The organism is Microbacterium sp. I2, assembly GCF_051364985.1.
Lineage (GTDB): Bacteria > Actinomycetota > Actinomycetes > Actinomycetales > Microbacteriaceae > Microbacterium.
In genome coordinates, this window is sequence record NZ_JBLWIH010000006.1 from 68,358 (window position 1) to 93,754 (window position 25,397).

Annotated in this window: 23 protein-coding genes; 13 read left to right on the plus strand and 10 right to left on the minus strand. The window is 69.7% G+C overall.

Going from position 1 to position 25,397, the window contains the following annotated elements:
* Both ACLKM7_RS05045 and ACLKM7_RS05050 read right to left on the minus strand, forming a co-directional pair.
* On the minus strand, positions 1 to 816 hold the full coding sequence (locus tag ACLKM7_RS05045) for an IclR family transcriptional regulator (protein ID WP_436446069.1): 816 nt from the start codon (positions 814 to 816) through the stop codon (positions 1 to 3).
* Complete coding sequence (locus ACLKM7_RS05050; RefSeq protein ID WP_436446070.1) at positions 788 to 2,140, minus strand: aminomethyl transferase family protein; 1,353 nt, start codon at positions 2,138 to 2,140, stop codon at positions 788 to 790. The genes ACLKM7_RS05045 and ACLKM7_RS05050 overlap by 29 nt, the downstream gene beginning before the upstream one ends.
* Positions 2,141 to 2,240: 100 nt before the next feature.
* On the opposite strand from ACLKM7_RS05050, the gene ACLKM7_RS05055 reads away from it, so the two are divergent.
* Complete coding sequence (locus ACLKM7_RS05055) at positions 2,241 to 3,176, plus strand: LysR family transcriptional regulator (protein WP_436446071.1); 936 nt, start codon at positions 2,241 to 2,243, stop codon at positions 3,174 to 3,176.
* A gap of 66 nt (positions 3,177 to 3,242) precedes the next feature.
* Here ACLKM7_RS05055 and ACLKM7_RS05060 read toward each other — a convergent pair whose 3' ends face one another.
* Positions 3,243 to 4,874, minus strand: a complete 1,632-nt coding sequence (locus ACLKM7_RS05060; RefSeq protein ID WP_168913099.1) for a tannase/feruloyl esterase family alpha/beta hydrolase — start codon at positions 4,872 to 4,874, stop codon at positions 3,243 to 3,245.
* A gap of 238 nt (positions 4,875 to 5,112) precedes the next feature.
* Between ACLKM7_RS05060 and ACLKM7_RS05065 the strand changes: the two genes are divergently transcribed.
* Complete coding sequence (locus tag ACLKM7_RS05065) at positions 5,113 to 6,450, plus strand: DUF222 domain-containing protein (RefSeq protein WP_436446072.1); 1,338 nt, start codon at positions 5,113 to 5,115, stop codon at positions 6,448 to 6,450.
* Positions 6,451 to 6,792: 342 nt separating this feature from the next.
* Here the strand turns inward: ACLKM7_RS05065 and ligM are convergent, their stop codons facing one another.
* The gene (gene ligM, locus ACLKM7_RS05070; RefSeq protein ID WP_436446090.1) at positions 6,793 to 8,196 is read right to left on the minus strand and encodes a vanillate/3-O-methylgallate O-demethylase; all 1,404 of its coding nucleotides are present in this window, start codon (positions 8,194 to 8,196) and stop codon (positions 6,793 to 6,795) included.
* Positions 8,197 to 8,339: 143 nt separating this feature from the next.
* Between ligM and ACLKM7_RS05075 the strand changes: the two genes are divergently transcribed.
* The 4 genes from ACLKM7_RS05075 (at position 8,340) to ACLKM7_RS05090 (ending at position 11,980) form a co-directional block, all read left to right on the plus strand.
* Complete coding sequence (locus ACLKM7_RS05075; RefSeq protein ID WP_436446073.1) at positions 8,340 to 9,110, plus strand: PIG-L deacetylase family protein; 771 nt, start codon at positions 8,340 to 8,342, stop codon at positions 9,108 to 9,110.
* Positions 9,111 to 9,123: 13 nt separating this feature from the next.
* Complete coding sequence (locus ACLKM7_RS05080) at positions 9,124 to 9,843, plus strand: 4-carboxy-4-hydroxy-2-oxoadipate aldolase/oxaloacetate decarboxylase (protein ID WP_436446074.1); 720 nt, start codon at positions 9,124 to 9,126, stop codon at positions 9,841 to 9,843.
* Positions 9,830 to 10,954 (plus strand): PrpF domain-containing protein, encoded by a 1,125-nt coding sequence (locus ACLKM7_RS05085; protein ID WP_436446075.1) that lies wholly within the window; start codon positions 9,830 to 9,832, stop codon positions 10,952 to 10,954. Before ACLKM7_RS05080 ends, ACLKM7_RS05085 begins: the two co-directional genes overlap by 14 nt.
* Positions 10,955 to 11,029: 75 nt before the next feature.
* Positions 11,030 to 11,980: a VOC family protein gene (locus tag ACLKM7_RS05090; RefSeq protein ID WP_436446076.1), complete on the plus strand. Its 951-nt coding sequence runs from the start codon at positions 11,030 to 11,032 to the stop codon at positions 11,978 to 11,980.
* Positions 11,981 to 12,027: 47 nt separating this feature from the next.
* On the opposite strand, the gene ACLKM7_RS05095 is transcribed toward ACLKM7_RS05090, so the two are convergent.
* Positions 12,028 to 12,594: a helix-turn-helix domain-containing protein gene (locus ACLKM7_RS05095; protein WP_436446077.1), complete on the minus strand. Its 567-nt coding sequence runs from the start codon at positions 12,592 to 12,594 to the stop codon at positions 12,028 to 12,030.
* A 79-nt stretch (positions 12,595 to 12,673) separates the two neighbouring features.
* On the opposite strand from ACLKM7_RS05095, the gene ACLKM7_RS05100 reads away from it, so the two are divergent.
* Entirely contained in the window at positions 12,674 to 13,441 is a 768-nt protein-coding gene (locus ACLKM7_RS05100) for an ABC transporter ATP-binding protein (RefSeq protein ID WP_436446078.1), read from the plus strand.
* The gene (locus ACLKM7_RS05105) at positions 13,438 to 14,229 is read left to right on the plus strand and encodes an ABC transporter permease (protein WP_436446079.1); all 792 of its coding nucleotides are present in this window, start codon (positions 13,438 to 13,440) and stop codon (positions 14,227 to 14,229) included. Before ACLKM7_RS05100 ends, ACLKM7_RS05105 begins: the two co-directional genes overlap by 4 nt.
* A 25-nt stretch (positions 14,230 to 14,254) precedes the next feature.
* Here ACLKM7_RS05105 and ACLKM7_RS05110 read toward each other — a convergent pair whose 3' ends face one another.
* From ACLKM7_RS05110 to ACLKM7_RS05120, 3 genes are all read right to left on the minus strand, one after another.
* Positions 14,255 to 15,367 carry a 5-methyltetrahydropteroyltriglutamate--homocysteine S-methyltransferase gene (locus ACLKM7_RS05110; protein ID WP_436446080.1) on the minus strand — a complete coding sequence of 371 codons (1,113 nt, stop codon included), beginning with the start codon at positions 15,365 to 15,367 and terminating at the stop codon, positions 14,255 to 14,257.
* A gap of 82 nt (positions 15,368 to 15,449) precedes the next feature.
* Positions 15,450 to 16,334 (minus strand): serine hydrolase, encoded by an 885-nt coding sequence (locus ACLKM7_RS05115; protein WP_436446091.1) that lies wholly within the window; start codon positions 16,332 to 16,334, stop codon positions 15,450 to 15,452.
* 98 nt (positions 16,335 to 16,432) lie between these two features.
* Positions 16,433 to 18,397, minus strand: a complete 1,965-nt coding sequence (locus tag ACLKM7_RS05120; RefSeq protein WP_436446081.1) for a M13 family metallopeptidase — start codon at positions 18,395 to 18,397, stop codon at positions 16,433 to 16,435.
* A 59-nt stretch (positions 18,398 to 18,456) separates the two neighbouring features.
* Between ACLKM7_RS05120 and ACLKM7_RS05125 the strand changes: the two genes are divergently transcribed.
* The gene (locus tag ACLKM7_RS05125) at positions 18,457 to 19,782 is read left to right on the plus strand and encodes an MATE family efflux transporter (RefSeq protein WP_436446082.1); all 1,326 of its coding nucleotides are present in this window, start codon (positions 18,457 to 18,459) and stop codon (positions 19,780 to 19,782) included.
* Between the two features lie 13 nt (positions 19,783 to 19,795).
* Here ACLKM7_RS05125 and ACLKM7_RS05130 read toward each other — a convergent pair whose 3' ends face one another.
* Positions 19,796 to 20,431, minus strand: a complete 636-nt coding sequence (locus tag ACLKM7_RS05130; protein ID WP_436446083.1) for a TrmH family RNA methyltransferase — start codon at positions 20,429 to 20,431, stop codon at positions 19,796 to 19,798.
* Positions 20,432 to 20,583: 152 nt separating this feature from the next.
* Here ACLKM7_RS05130 and ACLKM7_RS05135 point away from each other — a divergent pair, with 152 nt between their 5' ends.
* Positions 20,584 to 21,969 carry an Nramp family divalent metal transporter gene (locus ACLKM7_RS05135; protein WP_436446084.1) on the plus strand — a complete coding sequence of 462 codons (1,386 nt, stop codon included), beginning with the start codon at positions 20,584 to 20,586 and terminating at the stop codon, positions 21,967 to 21,969.
* A gap of 20 nt (positions 21,970 to 21,989) precedes the next feature.
* Positions 21,990 to 22,625, plus strand: a complete 636-nt coding sequence (locus ACLKM7_RS05140) for a metal-dependent transcriptional regulator (RefSeq protein WP_436446085.1) — start codon at positions 21,990 to 21,992, stop codon at positions 22,623 to 22,625.
* A 234-nt stretch (positions 22,626 to 22,859) separates the two neighbouring features.
* Here ACLKM7_RS05140 and ACLKM7_RS05145 read toward each other — a convergent pair whose 3' ends face one another.
* Positions 22,860 to 23,819: an SDR family NAD(P)-dependent oxidoreductase gene (locus tag ACLKM7_RS05145; RefSeq protein ID WP_436446086.1), complete on the minus strand. Its 960-nt coding sequence runs from the start codon at positions 23,817 to 23,819 to the stop codon at positions 22,860 to 22,862.
* Between the two features lie 38 nt (positions 23,820 to 23,857).
* On the opposite strand from ACLKM7_RS05145, the gene ACLKM7_RS05150 reads away from it, so the two are divergent.
* Together ACLKM7_RS05150 and ACLKM7_RS05155 are read left to right on the plus strand one after the other, a co-directional pair.
* Positions 23,858 to 24,667 (plus strand): HAD-IIA family hydrolase, encoded by an 810-nt coding sequence (locus tag ACLKM7_RS05150; RefSeq protein WP_436446087.1) that lies wholly within the window; start codon positions 23,858 to 23,860, stop codon positions 24,665 to 24,667.
* A 38-nt stretch (positions 24,668 to 24,705) separates the two neighbouring features.
* On the plus strand, positions 24,706 to 25,281 hold the full coding sequence (locus tag ACLKM7_RS05155; RefSeq protein WP_436446088.1) for a YdeI/OmpD-associated family protein: 576 nt from the start codon (positions 24,706 to 24,708) through the stop codon (positions 25,279 to 25,281).
* Positions 25,282 to 25,397 lie beyond the last annotated feature (116 nt).

The window sequence follows — 25,397 nt, forward strand, 5'->3', positions numbered from 1 at the left end:
TCACGCGTCGGCGAGGCCGAACCCGGCAGCGACCAGGGCGCGCGAGATCGACGTGGCGGTCAGCCGCACGAGGTGGATCACGTTCTTGGCGTCGACACCCTGCTCGTCCAGCGCGAGCGACACCGCCGCCACGACGCTGCCGTCGGCACCGCGCACCGGGGCGGCGAAGCCGACGTGCACCTCGTCCACCTGCCGGTCGCTGACGGCGAAGCCGGTCCGCCGGATGTCGTCGAGCACGCGACGGAGGACGTCCGCGTCGGTGTAGGTACGCGTCGTGTAGGCGTCCAGGCCACGCGCCATGACGGCATCCTGCACCTCCACCGGCGCGTGGGCGAGCAGGACCATGCCGATCGCCGTCGCGTGGAGCGGATACCGGCCGCCCACGAGCGGGCGTCGGACGGGCCGTCTCGGGCTCTGGAAGCGCTCGATCGAGACCAGCTCGAGACCCTCACGGATCGCCAGATGGCACGCGTAGCCGGTGGTCTCGTACAGGTCCTGCATGTACGGGCGCGCGAGCCGTTGCAGCCCGACCGACCGCGGCGCCATCGACGCGACCTCCCACAGGCGCAGTCCGATGTTGTAGCGGCCGTCGGCGTCGCGCTCGAGCGCGCCCCACTCGGCGAGCCGCTGCACGATGCGGTAGCACGTCGCGATCGGCAGACCGGTGCGACGGCTGATGTCGGACAGCGTCTGGCGCACCCGCCCGCCCTGGAACGTGCCGATGATGCTCAGCGCGCGGTCGATGACGGAGCGGGGCGGACCGGCAGGATCGCCCCGCTCCGTCTCGTCACCGGGCGCGGTAGTTCTGTCGGGCATATGCCGAGTATGGTGCCGGCTGCACCGTCGCGCGGATCTGGACCTGCCGGTGCGGTTCGACCGCCGGCTTGAGCGAGTTGGGCTCCTCGCCCCACACCACGACGACGTCCGTACCGGGCTCGGAGTGCTCGGCATCGACGCTCGCCAGCGAGACGAACCCGTGCTCGTTGGTGATGTAGCCGCAGTCGTGCGAGATGCCCACATCGGCACCGTCGCGCAGCACGCGGTCGACCTGGTACTGGCCGTATCGGGCCTTGGGGAACTCCAGGTACTTCGCGGGCAGGCCCGGCTCGAGGAGCGAGCGCTGCGCGGCGGCGACGTCGTCGGCGTTCCACACCAGCGTCACCTTGACGCGCTGTGCGGCGGCAGCGTGCTGCTCCAGCGCCGCGCGCCCGATGAACTCATGGTCGAACGAGACGCTGCGCCCGTACCCGAGGTCGTACGGCGTGAGGTAGTAGTCCTCGATGTCGTCCGAGGCGTAGCTGCCCGCCAGCGACCCCGCGCGCGTGGCCGGCAGCCACGCGAGGTACTCGGCCGATCCCTGCCCGGTGAAAATGGCAGGCAGCGGGGACGGCACCCACGCCGACTCGAGGTTCGCCGACGAGTACGCCTTCGCGCCCACGCGCACGAGCCCGAACTCCTCGCCCGCGGCCAGGATGGCCTCGCGCACGACTTCGCCGTCGGCCCACGGTCCGAAGAGCTCGAACCCCGGCTGCCCGGCCATGCCGTGCCGCAGCGAACGCACGCGGACGCCGGCGATCGTGAAGTCCGCCATGCCGAAAAACTTCGTGGCCGGCACCGGGGCGCCGGTGAGCTTCTCCATGAGCGCGAGCGCGTTCGGACCCTGCAGCTCGTAGCGGTAGAGCTTGGGGTCGCCTTCGCGCACCAGCGAGCTGCCGTCGCGCTCGAACGCGACGTCGTAGCCGCCGGTCTCGCCGTGGAACTGCAGCCAGTCGATCACCATGTGCCAGCCGACGAGGTCGTACGAGTCCTCGTCGAGGCGGAACAGGATCGCGTCGCCGATCAGGTAGCCCTCGTGGTTGACGGCGATGAACTGCTTGGCCGAGTTCACCGCGAAGTTCGCGAAGCTGTTGACCCCGACATCCGACAGCAGGCGCAGGGCGTCCGGACCCGAGATGAAGAGGTCGGTCATGTGATGGGACTGGTCCAGCAGGGCCACGGACTCACGCCACGACCGCTGCTCCGAGCGCCAGTTGGTGAACTCCGGTGTCACGGGGAACACCGTGGGGCGCGCGGGCGCATTGCGCAGCAGCTCGACGGCGGTGCCGGCTCGGGCGATCGCCTCGGCGACGGACTCGGTCATGTGAACTCCTTCGGTCGGAGTCCACCGTAGTAAACACTGGATAGAGAACAAGGTCTGGAAGATAATCATCGGTTATGACCACCGAACGGATGCTTAGCCGATGGATCTGAACCTCGTCCGCGTGTTCGTGGCGGTGTACGAGTCGCGCAGCCTGACGACGGCGGCTCGGCGGCTCTACGTCACGCAACCCGCGGTGAGCCAGGCGCTCGGCAGGTTGCGGCGCGAACTCGACGACGCGCTGTTCCGGCGAGCCGGCCGCGCCATGGAGCCGACGCCGTTCGCCGACGCCGTGTATCCCGGCTTCCGCGAGGCGATCGCGGGCATCGACCGCACCCTGGACGCCGTCCACCGCTTCGACCCGGCCGACTCCCGCCGCCTGTTCCGCATCGCCCTGTCGGAGCTGGGCGAGATCGGATGGTTCCCCTCGATCCTCACCACTGTGCGTGCCGAGGCGCCCCACGTGCGCCTCGAGGTCGTGACCCTCGACCCGGCGTCCCTTCCGGACTGGCTGGCGCGCGGCACCGTGGACCTCGCGATCACGACGGCGACGATGCCGGCCGCCTTCGATCGGGTGCTCGTGAAGTCGCAGCCCTATGCGGCCGTGATGTCGACGCGCAATCCGCTCGCCGGCGGCACGCTCGACCTCGACACGTACGCGCAGGCGGCGCACGTCACCGTCGCGAGCGATTCCGGCCGGCCGATGCTCGAGGCAGCGCAGCGCCGCGCGGGAGTCGTGATCCAGCCGCAGGTGGCGGTGTCGCACTTCGCGACGCTCCCGCCGGTGCTCGCTGCCGATCCCGGGCTGGTCGCGACACTGCCCGACATGATCGCGGCCGGGTGGGCGCAGACCTGGCCGATATCGCTGACGCCGCTGCCCTTCGACATGCCGCCTGTCGACCTCTACCTCTACCGCCGAGCCACCAGCCAGCAGACCGGTGCGCTCGATTGGTTGTTCTCGACCGTGGCCCGTGCCGTGCGGGGCTCGACGGGGCAGTTCTTCGTGATCCACGGTGACTCCGGCGCGGCGCCGCGTTGACGGAAGCAGCACGCACGGATGCCCCGGCTCGGCCGTGGTCGACAGGCCGGGGCATCCGGTCTCCCGTCAGTCCGTCACGCAGGTGAAGCTGGACGCGGCGGCCGGGTCAGTACCGGTGTACTTCGGCCACGCCGGATACTCGCACATCGGACGCGTGCGTCCCGCGGTTGCGGCGTTCGCGTCGACGCTGACCAGGTTCTCGGGCGCCTGCCTGTTCTCGACCCAGTCCATGAGTGCAGGAAGGGCGTCGTAGGTCGCGGAGTACGGGCCGAACCCGTGCGAGAACCCGGGCATCTCGTAGTACCGCAGGAAGCCGTCGAGCTTCTTCTCGCTGAATGCCGACACCTGCCTTTCGTAGAACGCGCGGGTGTTCTCGGGCAGCACGCCGTCATCGGCGAGCCCGGTGGTGAGGATCATCTTCCCGCCGCGCCGGGCGAAGGCCGACAAATCGACGGACGTGCTGTCGAGCACCTCGCCGACCTCCTGGATGCGATCCGACCACTCGTCGAGGTCGAACGTCCGCACGTCGTAGCCAGGATCGCGGGTCACGATGTTGGTGGCGATGGCACTCAGCACCGAGTAGTGGAAGGCCTCTTGTCCGCTCGCCGGATGCGCCGGCTGAGGCACTGTGCCGAGGGTGAAGCGGTCGTATGTGCCGCCGTAGTAGATCGGGCTCGCCGGAACGATGCTGTTCCCCTCGATGGCGAACCCGAGGTCGTGCTCGCTCGCGATGGCATCTGCCGTCTCGATCTGCTCGTCCGACAAACACGTGTCGCCGCCGTCCGCTCCGTCGGGACAGCGCAGCGTCGTGATGTCGAACGTCTCCAAACAACCGCCGGTGTCTGAGATGACGCCATCCTCGAGGCCGTCGAGGCCGTCGCAGGTGTCGTACACGGACTGCACGATGAGCTGCGTTTTCGCGGGGTTGAGCCATCCGGCGCCCCCGTCCCTATACAGGTTGTCGCGGAACGTCGCGCCGATCCCCGCGTGCATCATCGCGACGTTGTAGGCCGGCGTTCCGGCGACGACACCGTCATAGTCCTCGGGATACAGACCTGCGGCATTGATCGCCTCATGACCGCCCTGCGAGAACCCGATGAAGTAGAAATAGCGCGGCTTCGTCTTGTATGTCTCCTTGATGAGCGCGACCGCCGCATCGTGCGTCTTCTTGATCGAGTCCGTGCCGTAGTTGACGAGAGCCTCGTCATTCAGCCCGAAGGAGGAGTCGAATCCCGCGCCCTTGTGGCCCCCGTCGGACCCGAGGGTCACGAAGCCCTGCTCGAGGGGCGACGGCTGACCCGCTGGCTGCAGGCGGTATGGTCCGAGCCCGGTGACGAGGCTGCCGTTGTAGCCGCCCCCGCCCATCTGCAATGCGCGCTGATTCCAGTTCGCCGGGAGGTTGACCTGGAACTCGATCGGCGGAGCCTCGGGATCGACGGGATGGATGTCGCCGACCACACGGCAATGCCCGCCGCCCTCGTCGACCCACGTGGCGCTCGTGACCTCGGCGCCGGTGGTGGGCAGCTCGATCTTGCGATCGGGCATCGTGAGACCTGCCAGTGCGGCGCACTTCTCCGCGGTGATTCCGGGCCGGTCCCGGTGGGTTGCGGGATCCAAACCCGCCCCCGCCGTCAGCATGGTCGCTCCGAGCACGAGGGCTCCGATTGCGGCCGTCGTGATCGTGATCCTTCTTCGCATGACAACTCCTCACTGAGTTCCACTGCGGGCCTTCATAGCCCCGCGGCCGAGCCTAGGGCGGATGCCACGCAAAATCGTTAACAATTCTGGAGATGAGAGTGGTCTCACCTTTCGCACTGGTGCACGATGAAGGCGGGGCCGGATGCCGCAGCAGCCGTCGCTCATCGAGCGAATGGAGTTATCCACAGGTTCGACGGTGAGTCTGCCGAATGTCGCGGGTATCTCGTACATTTGTTCTATGACAGATCACCTCGCTCCCCTCGCTGCGGCGGTGGATTCCGCGCGCGGAGTGTGGGGCGAGCAGGCGATCGAGTCGCTGCCGCCCGGCGCGTTGATGAAGCTGATGGAAGGGCTGTCCGAGGCACAGCGGCTGCTCGACGCCGGAAGGGCGCGCGTCGCGGCCGAGATCGCCCGGCAGTCGCGACCCGAGCTCGGTCCCGCCGGGCTGGCGAAGACGCAGGGCTTTCGCAACCCCACGGCGCTCATCGCCTCGGTGACCGGCTCCGGTTCGGGCGAAGCGTCCCGGCTGGTGAAGGTCGGCGAGGCCACCGCGCCGCGCATGACACTGTCGGGCCAGCAGAAGCCTGCCCGCCACCCGTTCGTCGCCGAGGCGCTGGCGGCCGGGCGCATCGGCTCCCCCGCCGCGAGCGCCATCGTCACCATGCTCGACCGGGTCGCGTTGCGCGCCGACCCTACGGCCATCGCCGAAGCCGAACGCACCCTCGTTGAGAAGGCGCCGGGACTGGCGGCCGACCAGTTCGCCAAGCTCGTCACCCGCGCCGAGGCGTTCCTCGACCCCGCCGGCGTCACCCGCCGCGAAGACGAACTGCGCGCCGACCCGGCCACCCACATGTACGAAGACCGCCACGGCATGCTCGTGGTCAACAGCAAGTTCGACCCCGAGCACGCCGCTCCCGTCAAGGCCTATATCGACACGTACGTCACGGCCCAGCTCGCCGCGCAGCGGGATGAGAACGCACCGGATGCTGTGCGCCCGACGATCCCGCAGATGCAGGCCGACGCGCTCACCCTTCTGGCTGCGCATGCGCTCGGCTGCGCGAGCAGTGACCTCCCCGTCCAGGGCGCCACCGTGGTCGTGCGTATCGGCCACGCCGACCTCGTGAACGAGACCGGATACGCCGCCATCGACGGGCTCACGCAGCCGGTCTCGGTGGCCACCGCACGGCGCATGGCGGGTGGTGGCGGCATCATCTCCTGCGTCCTCGGCAGCGAGAGCGAAATTCTCGACTGGGGACGCCGCAGGCGCCTCTACACCGAGCCGCAGAAGCTCGCACTCGTCGAACGCGACGGCGGCTGCGCCATGTGCGGAGCCCCACCCTCCCATACCAAGGCCCACCACCTCAGATGGTGGGGCAGGGACGCCGGACCTACGGACCTTTCCAACGGGGTACTGCTCTGCGAGTCCTGCCATCACCGGATCCACGACAACGGCTGGGACATCCGCATCGCCGGCACCGGAACTCGTGCAAAGGTCTGGTTCCTCCCACCCGCACACGGCGACGCCGCCCGAACCCCTCGCCTCGGCGGCCGGGCCCGCTTCGACTACGCCGCGTAACCCGTGTGCAGTTGAGCGAGCGAGATGAGCCGAACCCCCAGCTCGCTCGTTGAGCGAACGATGGACCTACGCGGCCGGAGGATCTGCGGATCGCGCCTGCACCCACGCGGCCGGAGGCTCCGCCCGACGCGCGAGCGGCGAGGGGATGGAGCGTGGGACGAGACGAAACGCCCCGAACCACCGGTCGACACCACGCTCAGGGCGTTCGTCTCTTCGCTGCGGTCCGCGCCCGACGACCGGGGGGCGACAGCCTCCGCCACACGGCCCTCGGTCCTGAAACGAAGGGCGGATGCCTCGGCCCGCGGCTTCGCCGGGTCGAGGCATCCGCCCTCGCTCGTATGGTCAGGCAGCGCCGGTGGTGCGCCAGCCGCCGTGGTACTCGGTGCGGGCCGTCTCGGCGTACGGCACGGGGCTCACCACGGCGCGCACGGCGATCTGCTCGTGCGGCTCGACGGTGGCCTTGCCCGAGCCGCCGTCCGGCTCGCCCCACACCACGCGCACCTCGGCGCCGATCGGCACGTCGCGGTCGACGGTCGCCAGCGACAGGCCGCGCTTCTCGTTCGCCGTGACGCCGGTGAACAGCGACAGACCGACGTTGTTGCCGTCGGCGTCGATGACGGCGTCGTAGTTCGATGAACCGTAGTTGGCGTTCGGCAGGTCGAAGAACTGGTAGCCGGGGCCCTCACGGTCGATGACGGAGGCGAGGATCTTGGCGAGGTCCTCGTCGTTCCACGCCAGCGTGACCTTCTTGCGCTGCTGCTCGGGGTCGATCTTCTCGAGCGCGTCTCGGCCGATGAAGTCGTGGTCGAACTTGACGAACGACCCGTAGCCGAGTTCCCAGGGGTTGAGGTAGTAGTCCTCGATGTTCTCCGACACGAACGAGCCGGCGAGCGCGTTGATCGCCTCGTAACTGTTCGCAGGCAGCCACTCGCGGTAGGCGCGCTCGGCCTCGCTGGAGTAGATCGCCGGCAGCGGCGAGGGGATCCAGCCCGACTCGAGCGTGTTCGACGAGTAGGCGCGCGAGCCGCACGGCTCGATGCCGAACTCGCGGCCGGCCTCGAGGATCGCGTCGCGGATCTTGCCGTGCTGCTCGTACGGCCCCCACAGCTCCAGGCCCGGGGCGCCCGCCATGCCGTGCCGCAGGGTGCGCACCTGCTCGCCCGCGATCGTCATGTGCCCCATGTGGAAGAACTTGACCTTGTCCACCGTGCCGCCGGCGAGCTTCTCGATGATCGCCCACGCGTTCGGCCCCTGGATCTGGAACCGGTAGTACTCACGGCTCACCGCGGCGCCGTACGGGCGTGACGGCGAACGGTCGTCGTAGCGGGTCTCGACGTCGTAGCCGCCGGTCTCGGCGTGGAACTGCAGCCAGTTCGCGCCGGGCGCGCGCCCTACGTACACGTAGTCGTTCTCCGCCTCGCGGAAGAGGATGCCGTCACCGATCACCCCGCCGTTGGAGGCCGTCGGCACGAACTGCTTGGCCGTGTCGACGGCGAAGTTCGCGAAGGAGTTGATGCCGGTGTCGCTGAGCAGCTTCAGCGCGTCGGGTCCGGACATGAAGAAGTTGACCATGTGGTGCGACTGGTCGTAGAGCACGGCGGCGTCGCGCCAGGCCTTCTGCTCGCGCCGCCAGTTGGAGAACTCGGCGGGAACGACGGGGTAGATGTACGTACCCAGCTGCGAGTTGCGCAGCAGCTCGACGGTGTTCCCGGAGTCGTCCAGCAGCTCCTGGAGGTTCTCGGCCATGTAGGTCTCCTCGACTTCCTTGTCTTTCACGTGCATGAGATCGTACGGGCCTCGAATACCTATGTACAGAGGGAAATTTCCCGTCGCCAAGATTGTAGACATAATCTTGACCATTGCGCCAGAGGTGTGGTTCGCTGGGGCCCATGTCAGACAGCGCCAACCCAGACAGCGCCAACACCGTGCTGGTGGTCAGCGCGCACGCCGGAGACTTCGTATGGAGGGCCGGCGGAGCCATCGCGTCCGCGACGATGCGGGGTGAGCGCGCCGTGGTCGTGTGCCTCTCCTACGGCGAGCGCGGCGAGTCCGCCAGCCAGTGGCTGCAGGGCAAGAGCCTCGACGAGATCAAGGCGATCCGCCGCGGTGAGGCCGAGGCTGCGGCATCCGCCCTCGGCGCCGAGATCGAGTTCCTCGACATCGGGGACTACCCGCTCGTCGAGTCCCGCGACGCGGTCTCGAAACTGGTCGACGTCTACCGCCGAGTGCAGCCGACGATCGTGCTGACCCACACGCTCCACGACCCCTACAACGGCGACCACCCGGCAGCTGCCCGCATGGCGCTCGAGGCCCGCGTGCTCGCCCAGGCGATCGGCGTGGCGAACTCCGACGGGTCCTTCCCCTCGAAGGACGACATCATCGGCGCTCCCCCGGTCTTCTTCTTCGAGCCGCATCAGCCCGAGCAGTGCGACTTCACACCCAACGTGCTGCTCGACATCACCGACGCCTTCCCCAGCAAGCGCGCCGCCATGGAGTGCCTGCCCGCGCAGAAGCACATGTGGTCGTACTACACCGACCTCGCGGTGCGGCGGGGCGTGCAGGTCAAGCGCAACGCCGGCCCGAACCTCGGCCTGCCGCACGAGACCATGGGCGAGGCGTACATGCGGTACTTCCCGCAGGTGACCGGAGTCCTTTCATGAAGGCAGTGCTCGCATGACCGGTCCCGTCGTCGTCACCGACATCGAGAGAGCGGATGCCGCGACCGCGGCCGCGCTCGGAGTGCACGGTGCCGCGACCGTCCATGAGGCCATGGGACGTACCGGTCTGGTGGGCCCGGGCATCCGCCCCATCCAGGACGGCGCGCGCATCTCGGGCACCGCCGTGACGGTGCTGTGCTGGCCCGGCGACAACCTCATGATCCACGCGGCCGTCGAGCAGTGCCGCGAGGGCGACATCCTCGTCGTCACGACGACCTCACCCTCGGTGGACGGCGCGTTCGGCGAGCTCTTCGCAACCGCGCTGCAAGCCCGCGGGGTGCGCGGGCTGGTCACGACGACCGGCGTACGCGACGTCGTGGACCTGCGGGCGATGGGCTTCGCGGCGTGGTCGGGCGCGGTGTTCGCCCAGGGCACGGTCAAGGCGACGCCCGGCTCGGTCAACGTGCCGATCGTGGTCGGCGGCGTCACCGTCCAACCCGGAGATGTGATCGTCGCCGACGACGACGGAGTGCTGTGCGTCCCGCGCGCCATCGCCACGGAGGCACTGACGGCGTCGGACGCACGCGTCGCCAAGGAGGAGGCCGACCGGCAGGCCTATCGCTCGGGCGAGCTGAGCCTGGACCGCAAGGGACTGCGGAGTCTGCTCACCGACCTCGGCGTGACGTACCTCACGCAACGCGACTACCTCTCGGCGGCCGGCGATGAGCCCCGCTGACCCGACCTTGGCGGATGCCGTGCGCGACGGCATCCGGTGCATGCTCATGCGTGGCGGCACCTCGAAGGGCGCATTCTTCGTGGCGAGCGATGTTCCGGCCGATCCGGCCGTGCGCGACGACCTGCTGCTGCGGATCATGGGCACGCCCGATCCCCGGCAGATCGACGGGATCGGCGGCGCCCACCCGCTCACGAGCAAGGTCGCGATCGTGGCGCCATCGACGATGGACGGCGTCGACGTCGACTACCTCTTCCTTCAACTGGGCGTCGAGCAGGCGACCGTGGCGGACGCGCAGACGTGCGGCAATCTGCTCGCCGCAGTGGGGCCGTTCGCCGTCGAGCGCGGCCTCATCGCTGCGACCGGCCAGCGCACCACGGTCCGCATCCGACTGCTCAACACCGGCGACATCGCGACATCGCAGTTCGCGACCGTCGACGGGCGCCCCGACTACGACGGCGAGCCCGGCACCGAGGGTGCCGTCGCGATCGACGGCGTGCCGGGATGGGCGTCGGCGATCGACCTCGAGGTCGGCGGCGGCCCCGACAAGCCGCTGCTGCCGACCGGACGCACCGTGGACGAGCTCGACGGGCATCGCGTCACGCTCATTGACAACGGGATGCCGGTGGTGCTCGTGCACGCGGACCAGCTCGGCTTCACCGGCACAGAGTCGCCGGACGAACTCGAAGCGGATGCCGACCTCGCCGCCCGCATCGAACGCATTCGGCTCGAAGCCGGCCCGCTCATGGGACTCGGCGACGTGGCCGGTCAGACCGTGCCGAAGGTGATCCTCGTGTCGCCGGGGCGCGCGGGCGGCGCGGTCTCGACGCGAGCCTTCATCCCCACACGCGTGCACACCTCGATCGGCGTGCTGATGGCGGCTTCCGTCGCCGCGGCCGTGCGAGTGCCCGGCACTGTCGCCTTCGACACCGCCACGGATTCGGGCGCAGCGGTGAGCGGCGAGACCACTCCGATCGAGCATCCGAGCGGCACCTTCCCCGCGCGCGTGCACGTCACCCGCGACGCCGGCGGCACCTGGCGCGCGACGTCACTGTCGCTGCGCACCGCCCGCAAGCTTTTCGACGGCGTCGTGTTCCCGCGCCCGCGCCGCTAGGCGGCATCCGTCCCCTTCCCTTCCATCGCAAACCCACTGTCCCGTCAGTACCCTCACCGTCAGAGAGGACGCCCCATGACCGCTCACACGTCGTTCGACGTCGCCCACCTCGCCAATGTCGAGCTGCTCACTCCGAAGCCCGCCGAGAGCCGCTGGTTCTTCGAGGAGCTCCTCGCCATGCGCGTCGTCGCCGAGGAAGGTGACTCGGTCTACCTGCGCACGTGGGACGAGTACCAGCTGTACACGATCAAACTGACGGGGTCGGATGCCGCGGGCGTCGGCCGCACCTCGTTCCGGGCCTCCTCGCAAGAGGCGTTGGAGCGCCGCGTCGCCGCGATCGAGGCGGCCGGCCTCGGCGAGGGATGGGTGGATGGCGAGGTCGGCACGGGCCGCACCTTCCAGTTCCGTGATCCCGACGGCCACTCGATGGGGATCTTCTACGACACCGAGCGGTACGTCGCCGGCGACGAGGACCGCCCGGCGCTCAAGAACCAGGCGTCACGGTTCCCGGGTCGCGGCGTGAACGCCCGTCGCCTCGACCACATCAATTACCTCGCGAAGGACGTCGAAGCCAACGGCGAATTCCTCGCGAGTGCTCTCGGCATGCGCGAGTCCGAGCGCATCCGGCTCGACACCGGCAAGTTCGCCGCGTGGTGGTTCCACTTCTCGCTGAAGTCCTACGACGTCGTGTACTCCGACGACTGGACCAAGCACGGCAACCGCCTGCACCACATCGCGTTCGCACCCGACACGCGCGAAGACATCCTCAAGGCGGCCGACATCTTCCTCGAGAACGGCATCCACATCGAGTCCGGCCCGCACAAGCACGCCATCAACCAGACGTTCTTCCTGTACGTGTGGGAGCCAGGCGGCAACCGCATCGAGTTCGCCCAGGCCGGCGCGCGCCTGCTGCTGGACCCCGACCAGCCCGTAGTCGAGTGGTCCGAGGCCGAGCGCAAGAAGGGCCAGGCGTGGGGCATGAAGACGATCGAGACCTTCCACACCCACGGCACGCCGCTGGTGTAGTGACAAGCGGCGGGCGAGACCGTGGGTGACTCCCACGGTCTCGCCCGTCAGTCGTCGTCCCGCTGGAGCGCGGCGGGCGCGGGCGGGTCGGGCTCGGGGATCAGGACGGTCGCGAGGCTCACCCGACGCTGTCCGTCGCCACGCTCCGAGAGGTAGGGGGCGAGGAGCTCCGACAGCCCGGCCTGAATCGCAGTGAGCCCCGCCGTATCGACATAGAGGGGCACGCGCCCGAATCCGACGAAGTCCCTCAGCACCGGGTCCTCACCCGCGACGAACCGGTCGAAATCAGCCGACACGTCACCGAGGAACGCCAGGAACGCCGACCGCAACTGGGCGTCGCTCATGGCGCGCAGCTCGGTCTGGTCCACGTGGGCCATGCGGTCGCCGAGGGCCAGCGTCCGCTCCACCGCACCGCGCACCTTCCGTTCTTCGACGACGGTCAGGATGCCCGCATCCACGAGGGTCGCGACGTGCCGGTACAACGTCGCTTGCGTGACGTCCGGGAGTGCGGCGCGCAGCTGCGCCGTCGTCAGGCTGCGCCCGCCGAGCTGCTGGATGATCCGCAGCCGCACCGGATGCATCACGACATCGGCGATCGAGGAGTCGTCGGCCACTCGGGCCTCCCATCATTATTATCAGCGTGATAATGTTCTCTCCGTTAGAACGATTCTACTGATGACGAGGGTGCAACGGATGACGACGCAGCAGACAGCGAAGAGGGATCGGATGCGGGGTGCACACGCGCCGCGGCCGGTGATCGTGGTGAGCGGCCTGACCAAGCGCTTCGGCGAGGTGACGGCCGTGAGCGACGTGAGCTTCGCGGTCGAGGGGGGCCGCGTGACGGGTTTTCTCGGTCCGAACGGCGCCGGCAAATCGACGACCTTGCGGATGCTGCTGGGCCTGACCCGCCCCGACGCGGGAACGGCTCGCATCGACGGCCGCGACTACCGCGACCTCGCCTCTCCCCTCGGCACCGTCGGCGCCGTCCTCGACATCGCCGGCGCGCACCCGCGGATGACGGCGCGATCCCATCTCCGTACATACTGCGCGCTCGGCGGTCTTCCCGGCGACCGCGTCGATGCGGTCCTCACCGCCGTCGAGGCGCAGGGATTCGCTGACCGGCGGATCGGCACGTTCTCGACGGGGATGCGGCAACGCCTGTCACTCGCGACGGCACTCCTGGGCGACCCCCGGGTGCTCGTCCTCGACGAGCCGTCCAATGGGCTCGACCCCGCCGGTATCGCCTGGCTGCGCGGCTTCCTGCGGAACTTCGCCACCGAGGGCGGCGCCGTGCTGATCTCGAGCCACCTGCTCAACGACCTCGAGCACAGCATCGACGACGTCGTGCTCATCGATCGCGGTCGTGTGTCTTGGGCCGGCGCGCTGGTCGAACTGCTCGCCACGAGCCCCTCCCTCGAAGAAGCCTTCCTCCACCTGACCCAGAAGGGCGCACACCGATGAACGCGATCCACGGCGAGTTCGTTCGCCTGTTCTCCACCCGGCTTCCGCTCTGGACGGTCCTCGCCGCCGCCTGCGGCGGCGCGTTCACCGGCCTGCTGGCACTGATCGGACCCGAGAACTCGACGACGCCGATGCCCGGCATCGACACCGCGCAGGGCGCGGGCCTCGTCGTCGGCCTGGGCGCGCTGCTGCTGTTCGTGCCCGCGCTCATCGGCACGATCGCGATCACCGCCGAGTACCGGCACCGCACGATCGGCACGACCTTCCTCGCCGTGCCGCGTCGCGGTCGCGTCCTCGCGGCCAAGCTCGCCGTCTATGCGATGCTCGGCCTGCTCTACGGGCTGGTCGCGTCCGCCGTGTCCGGCGTCTCGCTGATCGCGGCGGCCGCCGCCCGCGGCGTCGATCTCGGGATCTCGAACGACGGCCTCGTGCTGACGCTTGCCCAGCTGGCGCTGGCGGCCGCCGTCTACATGGTGCTCGGCGTGGGCATCGGCGCGCTGGCGCGCCACCAGCTCCTCGCGATCGGTATCGTGCTGGGCTACTTCTACTTCCTCGAGCACGTCCTCATGCTGATCCCCGGGGTCAACACGATCTACCCGTTCCTGCCCGGCGGGGCGACGGCATCCCTCACCCGGTTCACGTTCCTCAGCGATGCCATCGCGGACCAGACCCCGCTGGGCGGAGCACCGCTGGCCTCTCCGCTGCTCGGCGCGGCCATCCTGCTCGCCTACGCACTGCTGGCCGCGGTGATTGCAGTCGCCGCACCGCTCCGCCGCGACCTGACGTGACCGCCGAGCGGCGGGAACCGGCGGGTCAGCGCCAGACGTCGGCGGCGATGTCGACGACCTCGCGCACCTTCGCCCACTGCTCGTCCTCGGTAAGGACGTTGCCCTCCTCGGTCGAGGCGAAGCCGCACTGCGGACTCAGGGCCAGCTGCTCGAGCGGGGCGAACTTCGAGGCCTCGTCGATGCGCTGCTTGACGGCATCCACGTCTTCCAGCTCACCGCTCTTGGACGTGATCAGCCCGAGCACGACCGTCTTGTCGCCCTCGGGGAGGAACCGCAGCGGCTCGAAGCCGCCGGCGCGCTCGCTGTCGTACTCGAGGAAGTAGCCGTCGTACGCGGTGTTGCCCAGCAGCTGCTCGGCGACCGGCTCGTAGCCGCCCGACGAGATCCACGTGGAACGGAAGTTGCCGCGGCACACGTGCGTGGTGACGACCAGGTCGTCGGGCTTGCCGTCGAGGATCCGGTTGAGCATGGTCGCGTAGCGCTCGGCGATGCCGTCGGTGCGGATGCCGCGGTCACGGGCCTTCTCGAGCTCGACGTCCGAGCAGAGATAGGCCCACGCGGTGTCGTCGAACTGCAGGTAGCGGGCGCCGGCGTCGTAGAACGCGGCCACCGCGTCGCGGTACGCCTGCACCAGGTCGTCCACGATCGCCTCGCGGCCGTCGTACGCCGACTCGGCGATGTGGCCGGGCTCGAGCCGGAAGTCGAGGACGGTCGGCGCCGGGATGCTGAACTTCGGCACGGCTCCGGTGGTGCGCTCGAGCAGGCTCTTGAGCGAGCGGAAGTGCTCGAGGAACGGGTGGCTGTCGCTGAACCCGATCTTGTCGGTGATCTCGATGCCGCGGGGGCGGGTCTGAACCCCCTGGAACTGGATGCCGTGATCCAGCTCGACGATGTCGACGCCGTCGAGCAGCCCGAAGAAGTCGAAGTGCCACCACGAGCGACGGAACTCACCGTCGGTCGCCAGCTTCAGGCCGGCATCGGCCTCCTGCACGACAAGCTCGGCGATCGCCGTGTCTTCCGCGACACGCAGTGCATCGGCGTCGATCTGGCCGTCGGCGAAGCGGCGGCGGGCTTCGGCGAGGGCGGTCGGGCGGAGGAAGCTGCCGACGATGTCGGCACGGTACGGCGGCGTAGACACCATGCGAGGCTACTCGATGCCTTCCGGCCACGCGAACGGCACGTCATGCCCCGTCACCTGACGCCTTCGTCCCGCGGCATCGTCAGAACACGTACTCCATGAGGTCTACGCCGAGCGTACGGAAGGCGTCGTGCGCGCGCATCCGGTGGTAGATCGACAGGTCGTCGAAGCACACGATGAGCGCGTACGAGACCCCGGCCCGCGGCCCGGCGAGGACGCCCGCCTCGACCCGGATCCCGGCATCCCGGCCCGTCTTGTTTATGAAGAGAAGGCCGTGCTCGTCGTTCTCGTGCGAGAACGGGTCGAGACCGGTCGCGGATGCCACGAGCGACAGGTCGTGATTGAGGCTCAGCCACTCGGCGACCTGCGCGCTCACGCCGGGCGACACGACCTGCGAGTTGACCAGGGCCGCGAACACCTCTGCGAGCTCGCGCGCGGATCCGAGCGCGAAGTGCGGCGCGTCGTCGGGCCCGCGCTCGTCGCGGAAGCGGTCCAGCAGCGCCGACCGCGAGAGCCCGAGCTGCTCGATGCGCGCGCGAACCGCGGGCAGTCCCACGCGCGCGAGCAGCGCGTTGGCGGCGAGAGCATCGCCGGTGGATGCCGTCAGCACCGCAAGATCCGACAGCGGCAGGGCGGGCGCCTTGAGGTGCTGCCACACACCGGCGACCGTCACGGTGTCCAGCTGCGAGCGGTCGATGATCTCGAGCGGCTCGAGCTGTCCGGACTCGAAAGCGGCGGCGACTTCGATCAGGAGCGGCACGACACCGAGGCCCGCCACCGGAAGCGTGACGAAGTCGTCACCGGCGAGCACCGATGTCCCCCGGTCGAGATCGGTGATGCGCACCGAGATCTTCGCTCCGGATGTGGCGAGATCGTCGAGCGCCTTCAACGTCGACGTGAATGATCGGCGTCCGGCTGCCGCCCTCCTCGGCAGCCTTCTGGTGGTGCTTCGTCGCGACCCCCGCAGCGACTCCGCATCCCTTCTGGGCTCAGTGCCCACGGGTTTCCCTTCCGGTTCTGTGTCCCCAGGTGGTCTCGGGTTCGGGGTGGTTCAGCGTGTCGAGGTCACCAGATGGTGACGCGCTGGTCGGTGTCGAGCCAGAGCGCGTCCGACTCGGTGACACCGAAAGCATCGTAGAACGCGTCGATGTTGCGCACGATCTGATTGCAGCGGAATTCGTTGGGCGAATGAGGATCGATCGTCAGCAGGCGGATGGTCTCGGCATCCCGTCCCTTCTGCTGCCAGATCTGCCCCCAGCTGAGGAACAGCCGCTGGAGGCCCGTGTAGCCGTCGATCTCGGGATCGCCGGCTCGCTCGGCGTGCAGCTGGTACGCCTTGATCGCGATGCCCAGCCCGCCCAGGTCGCCGATGTTCTCGCCGATGGTGAGCGCGCCGTTGACGTGGTGCTCGTCGGCGAGGCCCTGCGGCACGAGTGCGTCGAACTGCGCGATGAGGTTCTTCGTGCGCTCCTCGAACGCGGCGCGGTCGGCGTCGGTCCACCAGTCGCGCAGCGATCCGTCGCCGTCGAACCGGCTGCCCTGGTCGTCGAAGCCGTGACCGATCTCGTGCCCGATCACCGCGCCGATTCCGCCGTAGTTGGCGGCCGCGTCACGGTCGGCCTCGAAGAAGGGGTGCTGCAGGATCGCGGCCGGGAACACGATCTCGTTCATCAACGGGTTGTAGTACGCGTTTACCGTCTGCGGCGTCATGTACCACTCGTCGCGGTCGATCGGCTGGCCGACCTTCGCGAGCTGCCGGTCGTGCTCCCACACGTGCGCACGGCGCACGTTGCCGACAAGGTCATCCGCGGCGATCTCGAGCGTGGAGTAGTCCTTCCACTTCACCGGGTAGCCGATCTTCGGCGTGAAGGCGTCGAGCTTGGCGAGGGCGCGCTCGCGGGTCTCGGGGCTCATCCACTCCAGGTCGGTGATCGACCGGCGGTAGGCCTCGATGAGGTTGGCGACGAGTTCGTCCATCGCCTCCTTCGCGGCGGGCGGGAAGTGACGCTCGACGTATACGCGGCCGATCGCCTCGCCCATCGCGGCCTCGGCGAGGCTCACGCCGCGCTTCCAGCGCTCGCGATTGACCGGCACGCCGGTGAGCTGCGTGCCGTAGAACGCAAAGTTCTCGGCGACGAACTCCTCCGACAAGAAGGCGGCGCCGGAGTGCACGACCGCGAAGCGCAGCCACGCCTTCCAGTCGTCCAGGCGGTCTTCGGTGAGCAGCGAACCGAGCCCCTCGAAGAAGCTCGGCTGATACACATTGACCTCGGCGAACGCGTCGGCGTACTCCTTCGCGACACCTTCCAGCCACGGTCCGAGGTCCACTTCCGCGAGCGTCAGCAGGTCGGCCCACGGCATCAGGTTGTACGTCTTGACGGCATCGCGGCTGGCGACGTTGTCCCAGTGGTGCGTGGCGAGCTCGGTCTCGAGCGCGAAGATGCGATCAGCGGATGCCTCGGCCTCGGGCACGCCGGCCAGCTCGAGCATCTTCTGCACGTGCGCGCGGAAGGCGGTGCGGGTGGCCTCGAAGTTGTCGAGGCGGTAGTAGCTCTCGTCCGGCAGCGACAGTCCGCCCTGGATGAAGAACGGCACGTAGCGCTGCGGGTTGCCCGGGTCGGGCTCGACGTAGAGGTGGATCAGCGCGGCGACGCCGTCACGCTCGAACTCGCCCGTGGTGCGCAGGAAGCCGGCGATGTCGGTGATGGCGTCCACGCGGGCCAGGACGTCGGCCAGCGGTGCCGCCCCGAGCTCTTCGATGCGCTCGGTGTCCATGAAGCTGGTGTAGAGATCGCCGATCTTGCGGGTCTCGGTGCCCGCCTCGGCATCCGTGGACTCCACCACGATCGCGTGGACGTCCTTCTCGGCCTGCTCGGCGATCAGGTGGAACGAACCCCACCGCGCCTTGTCGTCCGGGATGTCGGTGCGGTCAAGCCACGCGCCGTTGACGTGGCGGAAAAGATCGTCCTGAGGGCGGATCTCGGCGCTCAGCTCCTCGAGCGCGAGACCGGAGCGGGGGGCGTCGGTCATGCGTTCCAGGATATGCGCCCGCCGGAGTCGTTACGGCCGGGGCTCGTAGGCTCGGGAGGGTGACGAGTGCGCCAGACACGCTGAACCGCGACATCCTGCGGCTCGCCGTCCCGGCATTGGGTGCGCTCGTCGCCGAGCCGCTGTTCCTCATCGTCGACTCGGCACTGGTCGGGCATCTCGGCGTCGAGCCGCTGGCGGGCCTGGGCATCGCCTCGGCGGTGCTGCAGACGATCGTCGGGCTCATGGTGTTCCTCGCGTACTCGACGACTCCCGCGGTCGCGCGCCGCTTCGGCGCGGGCGACCCGTCGCGGGCGGTGTCGGTCGGCATCGACGGCATGTGGCTGGCGCTCGGCATCGGCGCGGTGCTGGCGCTGGTGGGGTATCTCGCGACCCCGGCCCTCGTCGCGCTGTTCGGCGCCTCGCCCGTCGTCGCCGAGCAGGCCGAGACCTACCTCGGCATCTCGATGTGGGGCCTTCCCGCGATGCTGGTCGTGTTCGCGGCCACCGGCCTGCTGCGCGGCATGCAGAACACGGTCACGCCGCTGTGGATCGCCGGGCTCGGCTTCGCCTCGAACGCGCTTCTGAACTGGCTGTTCATCTACGGCTTCGGGTGGGGCATCGCGGGCTCCGCCGTCGGCACCGTGGTCGCGCAGTGGGGCATGGTCGCCGCGTACGTCGTGGTCGTGGCGCGGCTCGCGCGCCGGCATGAGGCATCCGTCCGCCCCCAGCGCGACGGCGTGCGCGGCTCCGCCCGCGCCGGCGGCTGGCTGTTCGTGCGCACCGTGTCACTGCGGATCGCCCTGCTCGCGACGGTCGCCGTGGCGACCGGCCTGGGCACCGAGGAACTCGCCGGGTGGCAGGTGGCGTTCACCATCTTCTCGACGGCCGCGTTCGCATTGGATGCCCTCGCGATCGCCGCGCAGGCGCTCATCGGCAAGGGCCTCGGTGCCGAGGACACGCGCACCGTGAAGCGCGTCCTCGGACGCACGGTGGCGTGGGGCGCGTGGTTCGGAGTGATCGTCGGTGCCGTCATCGGCGCACTCTCGGGCGTCATCGGGCTGCTGTTCACGGGGGATGCCTCGATCGCGGCGCTCGTGCAGCCCGCGCTCATCGTGCTCGCGGTCGCGCAGCCGGTGTGCGGCATCGTTTTCGTGCTCGACGGCGTGCTCATCGGTGCCGGCGACGCGAAGTACCTCGCGATCGTTGGCGTGCTGAACCTCGTGCCGTTCGTGCCGGCACTCGCGCTCGTCGCGGTGCTCCACCCCGCCGGCGCGGCGGGCCTGGCGTGGCTGGCCGTCGCGTTCTTCGGCGTCTACATGCTCGCGCGCCTGCTCACGCTCGGCTGGCGCGTGCGCGGCTCGGCGTGGATGACCGCGGGCGCCTGACGCGGTCGGCCGGTCACGCCCAGCGGCGGCACCACTCGTACATCACGACGGCGCCCGCGGCGCTGGCGTTGATGGAGCGTGTCGAGCCGTACTGCGTGATCTCGACGACACCGGATGCCGCAGCCACCGCCTCCGCGGAGAGCCCCGGTCCTTCCTGACCGAACAGCAGCACGCACGCCTCGGGCAGGTCGGCGTCCTGCAGCGGCACCGAGCCGGGGACGTTGTCGATCGCGATGACCGGCAGGGACGCGGCATCCGCCCATGCCTTGAAAGACGCGACGTCCTCGTGATGGCGCACGTGCTGGTACCGGTCGGTGACCATCGCGCCGCGGCGGTTCCAGCGCCGGCGGCCGATGATGTGCACCTCCGCGGCGAGGAACGCATTGGCACTGCGCACGATCGACCCGATGTTCATGTCGTGCTGCCAGTTCTCGATCGCCACATGGAAGGTATGGCGGCGGGTGTCGAGGTCGGCGACGATGGCATCCATCGTCCAATACCGGTACTCGTCCACGACATTGCGCGTGTCGCCGTGCGCGAGCAGTTCGGGATCGTAGCGGGGGTCGTCGGGCCACGCGTCCGGACCGCCCGGCCACGGCCCGACGCCGACCGGCAGAGTGGGCTCGGGGTTCTCGTCCGGCGCGTTCACCGGATCAGGCTATCCGCCTGGCCGTGCCACAACTCCGGATGCACGGGCCCTGCGCGGTGCCCGGCAGGGCGCGTCGCGGCATCGTCCGGACTTGTGAACACCGCGTCCTCAAGAATATTTCGGTGGACCGAAATATCCGCTAGGGTTTCGGTGTGCCGAAAACTGCCGCCGACGTCAGCGCCTCTGCCGCCACCCCTGCGCGCCGCCCGCAGACCGTTCCCCGCGTCGCGTGGCTGATCGGCCCCGCCCTGGTGGCGGGAGTCGCCTACCTCGATCCCGGCAACGTCGCCAGCAACATGACGGCGGGAGCGCGGTACGGCTATCTGCTCGTGTGGGTCGTGGTCCTCGGCAACGTCATGGCGTGGCTTATCCAGTACCTGTCGGCGAAGCTCGGCATCGTCACCGGACGCAGCCTTCCTGAGACCCTCGGCCTCCGGATGCGCAACCGCTGGGGTCGTCGCGCCTACTGGCTGCAGGCCGAGCTCGTCGCGATGGCCACCGACATCGCCGAGGTCATCGGCGGCGCCGTCGCGCTCAACCTGCTGTTCGGGGTCCCGCTCCTGTGGGGCGGTGTCATCACCGGAACCGTGTCGATCGCCCTGCTGCTGATCCAGTCCCGGCGTGGAGCGCGGCCGTTCGAGTTCGTCGTGATCGGCCTGCTCGCCATCATCGCGATCGGCTTCTCGTTCGGAGTCTTCGTCGCGCCGCCCGATCCGGCGGGCGTGGTCGCCGGTCTCGTCCCCCGGTTCGAGGGCACCGACTCGGTCCTGCTCGCGGCGTCGATCCTGGGCGCCACGATCATGCCGCACGCCATATACGCGCACAGCGCCCTGGCGAGGGACCGCTTCGCGCCCACGCAAGCTCTGGCGAGGGACCGCTCGGCGCCCGGCCCGTCAACAGGCCCGTCGACCAGCCCGGCGGCGAACCCGGACGTTTCGCCCGGCGCCCGCATCGACATCCCTCTGGAGGAGCTGCGCGGCATCCCCACCCGGCGACTCCTGCGCGCGACCAAGTGGGACGTCACGATCGCGATGCTGATCGCGGGCACGGTGAATCTGTGCATCCTGCTGCTCGCCGCGGCGAACCTCGCCGGAGTCCCGGGAACCGACTCGCTCGAGGGGGCGCATGCTGCCCTCGCCGCCGGTCTCGGCCCGCTCGTCGCGACGCTGTTCGCCGTGGGGCTCCTGGCCAGCGGCCTGGCCAGCACGTCGGTCGGCGCGTACGCCGGCGCCGAGATCATGCACGGACTGCTGCACATCCGGGTGCCACTGCTCGCGCGGCGCCTGGTCACGCTGATCCCCGCGCTCGTGATCCTCGCCATCGGCTTCGACCCGACCGTCGCCCTGGTGCTCAGTCAGGTCGTGCTGTCGTTCGGCATCCCGTTCGCTCTGATCCCGCTCGTCGCCCTCACCGCGAAGGCCGACGTGCTGGGCGGGTACCGCAACCGCGTCTGGACGACGATCGCCGGGGTCGCGGCATCCGTCTTCCTCATCGCCCTCAACGCGATCCTGCTGTGGCTCGTCCTCACCGGGGCGTGAGGCCGCCGGTACCCTGAAGCGTGCCCTCCCCCGCCATCGACGACTATCTCAAGACGATCTACCACCACACCGAGTGGCAGACCGAGCGGATCACGCCGTCGCAGCTGGCGGCGGAACTGGGCCTCGCGCCGTCCAGCGTGACCGAGATGGTGCGCAAGCTCGCCGTGCAGGGGCTGGTGACGCATCGGCCGTACGGGCCCATCTCGCTGACCGAGGCGGGCCAGCAGCGGGCCGCCGCGATCATCCGCCGCCACCGCCTCATCGAGACGTGGCTCGTCGGCGAGTTCGGGTATGCGTGGGACGAGGTGCACGACGAGGCCGAGGTGCTCGAGCACGCGATCAGCGACCGGCTGCTCGAGGGCATCGACGAGCGCCTCGGACGCCCGCGTTTCGACCCCCACGGCGATGCGATCCCGGATGCTGCGGGCCACGTGCACCGTGAGCCGTTCGTTCTGCTCGGCCAGGCGGCGGCAGGGCACGTCGGCCGCGTGCTGCGGGTGAGCGACCGCGATCCAGACCTGCTCCGGGCCGTCGAAGCGGCCGGTGTCGCCGTCGGCGCGACGGTGACCGTGACGGATGCCGGCAGCATCCGCGTCGACGGCGTCGAGGTCGCCCTCCCCGAGGCCGCCACGGCCGCGGTGTGGCTCAGCAGCTGACCCCTACTGGTGACGGCTGCCCGCTGTCGGGCGCGCCGCCACCGGTGCCGCGCCACGACCTCGGGGCCACAGGTGCGGACCTCAGGCCCGACACGCGGCAGGCTCACGCTGCGAGAACCGTCACTCGCGCCCGTTCCGTTCGGCAGCGGACGCCGGTTCCGGCAGCGCGAGCCGAGCGGACCCGGCGAGAAGTGGAGCGGATGCCGATTCCGGCAGCGCGAGCGGACGGCGGGCTCAGCCGGAGGCTGGACCCGCGGCCGCGGCCTTCTCGAAGGGCCAGTGCACGCCGGTCGCGGCCTCGGCCACGTCCCACAGCCGCGCGGCGATCTCGGTGTCGCGGGTGATCTTCGGGGGCGTGCGGCGGCGGGGCGCGCCTCGGGTTCCCGACGCCGGGCCCCAGAACTCACCGCCCTGCACCTCGGGGTCGACCAGGGCACGCACCAGCGGCCACGCGCCGTGCTCTTTGGACTGCGCGACGGCGGCCTGCAGGTTGTCGCGGAACCGCTTCATGCGGGAAGGCTCGTTCACCCCGGCGACGCCGGGCGTACGCCCGCCTGTGGAGTAGCCCGGGTGGGCGACGACGCTCGCGACGGGCACATCCGCGGCCCGCAGCCTGCGGTCGGCCTCGAAGCCCAGTGCGGCGGTGGCGATCTTCGACTGCACGTATGAGCGCCACGGCGTGTAGCGGTCCTCGAGGTGGGGGTCGACGGGGTCGTACGGGCTGATCCGCGCCGACATGCTGCCGACCCACACCATCCGGCCGGATGCCGCGGCCAGCGCGGTCAGCAGCTCGCCGCCGAGGGCGAAGTGCCCGAGGGCGTTCGTCGCGAAGACGACCTCGTGACCGTCGATGGTGGTCTCGCGCACACGCGGGGCGTGGACGATCCCCGCGTTGAGGAGGACCCCGTCCAGCCCGCCGCGGCCCCGCACACTCGCCGCGGCGGAGCGCACCGAACCCAGGTTGGAGGTGTCGAGGATGAGCGGCTCGGTGGCGTCGGGCGCGGCATCCGGGACGCGGCGCCGGATCGCGGCGCGCGCGGCCGACAGCCGGTTCGGGTGCCGGCCCGACATGAGGACGGATGCCCCGGCGCGCACGAGCTGCTCCGACGCGAAGTAGCCCAGTCCGGCGTTGGAGCCGGTCACCAGGTACACGCGGCCGGAGAGGTCGGGGAGGCTCCGGGGGTCCCAGGTCACGGCTTCGACCCTACGCCCGCGCCACCTAGTCTTGACGCATGCGCACCCGTGCCGAGATCGAATGCTGGCTCACCGACATGGACGGCGTGCTGGTGCATGAGAACACACCCGTCCCCGGGGCATCCGCTCTCCTCCAGCAGTGGCGCGATCAGGGCGTGCCGTTCCTGGTGCTGACGAACAACTCGATCTTCACCCCGCGGGATCTCTCGGCCCGGCTGCGGGCGTCGGGGCTGCTGGTGCCGGAGGAGTCGATCTGGACCTCGGCGCTGGCAACGGCGGACTTCCTCAAGTCGCAGATGCCCGGCGGGACGGCGTTCGTCATCGGCGAGGCAGGCCTCACCACTGCTCTGCACGAGGCCGGGTTCATCATGACCGAGACCGACCCCGACTACGTCGTCGTCGGCGAGACGCGCAACTACTCCTTCGAGGCGATCACGAAGGCCATCCGCTTCATCGGCGCCGGCGCGCGGTTCATCGCGACGAACCCCGACGCGACCGGCCCGTCCACCGAGGGCGTGCTGCCCGCGACGGGCGCGATCTCGGCGCTCATCACCAAGGCGACCGGCATGGAGCCGTACGTCGTCGGCAAGCCGAATCCGATGATGTTCCGCTCCGCGATGAACCGGCTGGGCGCGCACTCCGAGAACACTGGCATGATCGGCGACCGCATGGACACCGACGTCGTCGCGGGGATCGAGGCGGGCCTGCACACCGTCCTGGTGCTGACCGGCATCAGCGACGCTGTCGAGATCCAGCGCTACCCGTTCCGCCCCGACGAGGTGCTGGACTCCGTTGCCGACCTCCTGGACGGCGATCCCGTCGAGTCCGAGGATCCCGAGCTGCTCTGAGCCCGCGGTTGTCGGCGTGCCCCGATAAGGTCGCCTTCATGGGTGCGCTCGACGACGGCGAAAGAGTGGAAGCGACGGATGCCGCAACCTGGCGCGCATGGCTGGCCGAGCACCACGCGACCTCGAAGGGCGCATGGCTGATCCGGCCACGTCCGGGCTCCGGCCTCGACCTGATCGGCTACGAAGACGCGATCCTGCAGGCGCTGTGCTTCGGGTGGATCGACGGTCCGGTGCGCTCGTTCGACGAGCTGCGGGGCGGGCTGTGGTTCGCGCCCCGGCGACCCACCAGCGGCTGGGCGGCGACCAACAAGGTGCGGGTGGCGAAGCTCGAGGCGGAGGGGCTGCTCACCGAGGCCGGCATCCGTGCCATCGAGGTGGCGAAGGCGAACGGCTCGTGGAGCGTGTTCGACAACGCCGACCAGCTGCGCGAGCCCGACGACTTCGCAGCCGCCCTCGACGCGGTGCCGACGGCGCGCACGGCCTGGGATGCGTTCCCACCCTCGACCCGCAAGATCGGCATCTCGCACGTCGACATGGCGCGCCGCCCCGACACGCGTGCCTCGCGCATCGCGAAGCTCGTGGCAGACGCCGCCGAAGGACGCAGGCCCCGGTGAACGAGCTCGAGCAGACCCTGGTGCTGTCGGTGTCAGCGGTGATCGTGCTGACGACCCTGGTGATCGTCGTGTGGCAGCTGTGGCGGGGGGGGGGGGGAGACGGAAGGACACAATGC

Excerpts from the sequence above, each read along its gene's own strand:
- ACLKM7_RS05045 (WP_436446069.1), bottom strand. The coding sequence starts at position 816 with ATGCCCGACAGAACTACCGCGCCCGGTGACGAGACGGAGCGGGGCGAT.
- ACLKM7_RS05050 (WP_436446070.1), bottom strand. The coding sequence starts at position 2,140 with ATGACCGAGTCCGTCGCCGAGGCGATCGCCCGAGCCGGCACCGCCGTC.
- ACLKM7_RS05055 (WP_436446071.1), top strand. The coding sequence starts at position 2,241 with ATGGATCTGAACCTCGTCCGCGTGTTCGTGGCGGTGTACGAGTCGCGC.
- ACLKM7_RS05060 (WP_168913099.1), bottom strand. The coding sequence starts at position 4,874 with ATGCGAAGAAGGATCACGATCACGACGGCCGCAATCGGAGCCCTCGTG.
- ACLKM7_RS05065 (WP_436446072.1), top strand. The coding sequence starts at position 5,113 with ATGACAGATCACCTCGCTCCCCTCGCTGCGGCGGTGGATTCCGCGCGC.
- ligM (WP_436446090.1), bottom strand. The coding sequence starts at position 8,196 with ATGGCCGAGAACCTCCAGGAGCTGCTGGACGACTCCGGGAACACCGTC.
- ACLKM7_RS05075 (WP_436446073.1), top strand. The coding sequence starts at position 8,340 with ATGTCAGACAGCGCCAACCCAGACAGCGCCAACACCGTGCTGGTGGTC.
- ACLKM7_RS05080 (WP_436446074.1), top strand. The coding sequence starts at position 9,124 with ATGACCGGTCCCGTCGTCGTCACCGACATCGAGAGAGCGGATGCCGCG.
- ACLKM7_RS05085 (WP_436446075.1), top strand. The coding sequence starts at position 9,830 with ATGAGCCCCGCTGACCCGACCTTGGCGGATGCCGTGCGCGACGGCATC.
- ACLKM7_RS05090 (WP_436446076.1), top strand. The coding sequence starts at position 11,030 with ATGACCGCTCACACGTCGTTCGACGTCGCCCACCTCGCCAATGTCGAG.
- ACLKM7_RS05100 (WP_436446078.1), top strand. The coding sequence starts at position 12,674 with ATGACGACGCAGCAGACAGCGAAGAGGGATCGGATGCGGGGTGCACAC.
- ACLKM7_RS05105 (WP_436446079.1), top strand. The coding sequence starts at position 13,438 with ATGAACGCGATCCACGGCGAGTTCGTTCGCCTGTTCTCCACCCGGCTT.
- ACLKM7_RS05120 (WP_436446081.1), bottom strand. The coding sequence starts at position 18,397 with ATGACCGACGCCCCCCGCTCCGGTCTCGCGCTCGAGGAGCTGAGCGCC.
- ACLKM7_RS05150 (WP_436446087.1), top strand. The coding sequence starts at position 23,858 with ATGCGCACCCGTGCCGAGATCGAATGCTGGCTCACCGACATGGACGGC.
- ACLKM7_RS05155 (WP_436446088.1), top strand. The coding sequence starts at position 24,706 with ATGGGTGCGCTCGACGACGGCGAAAGAGTGGAAGCGACGGATGCCGCA.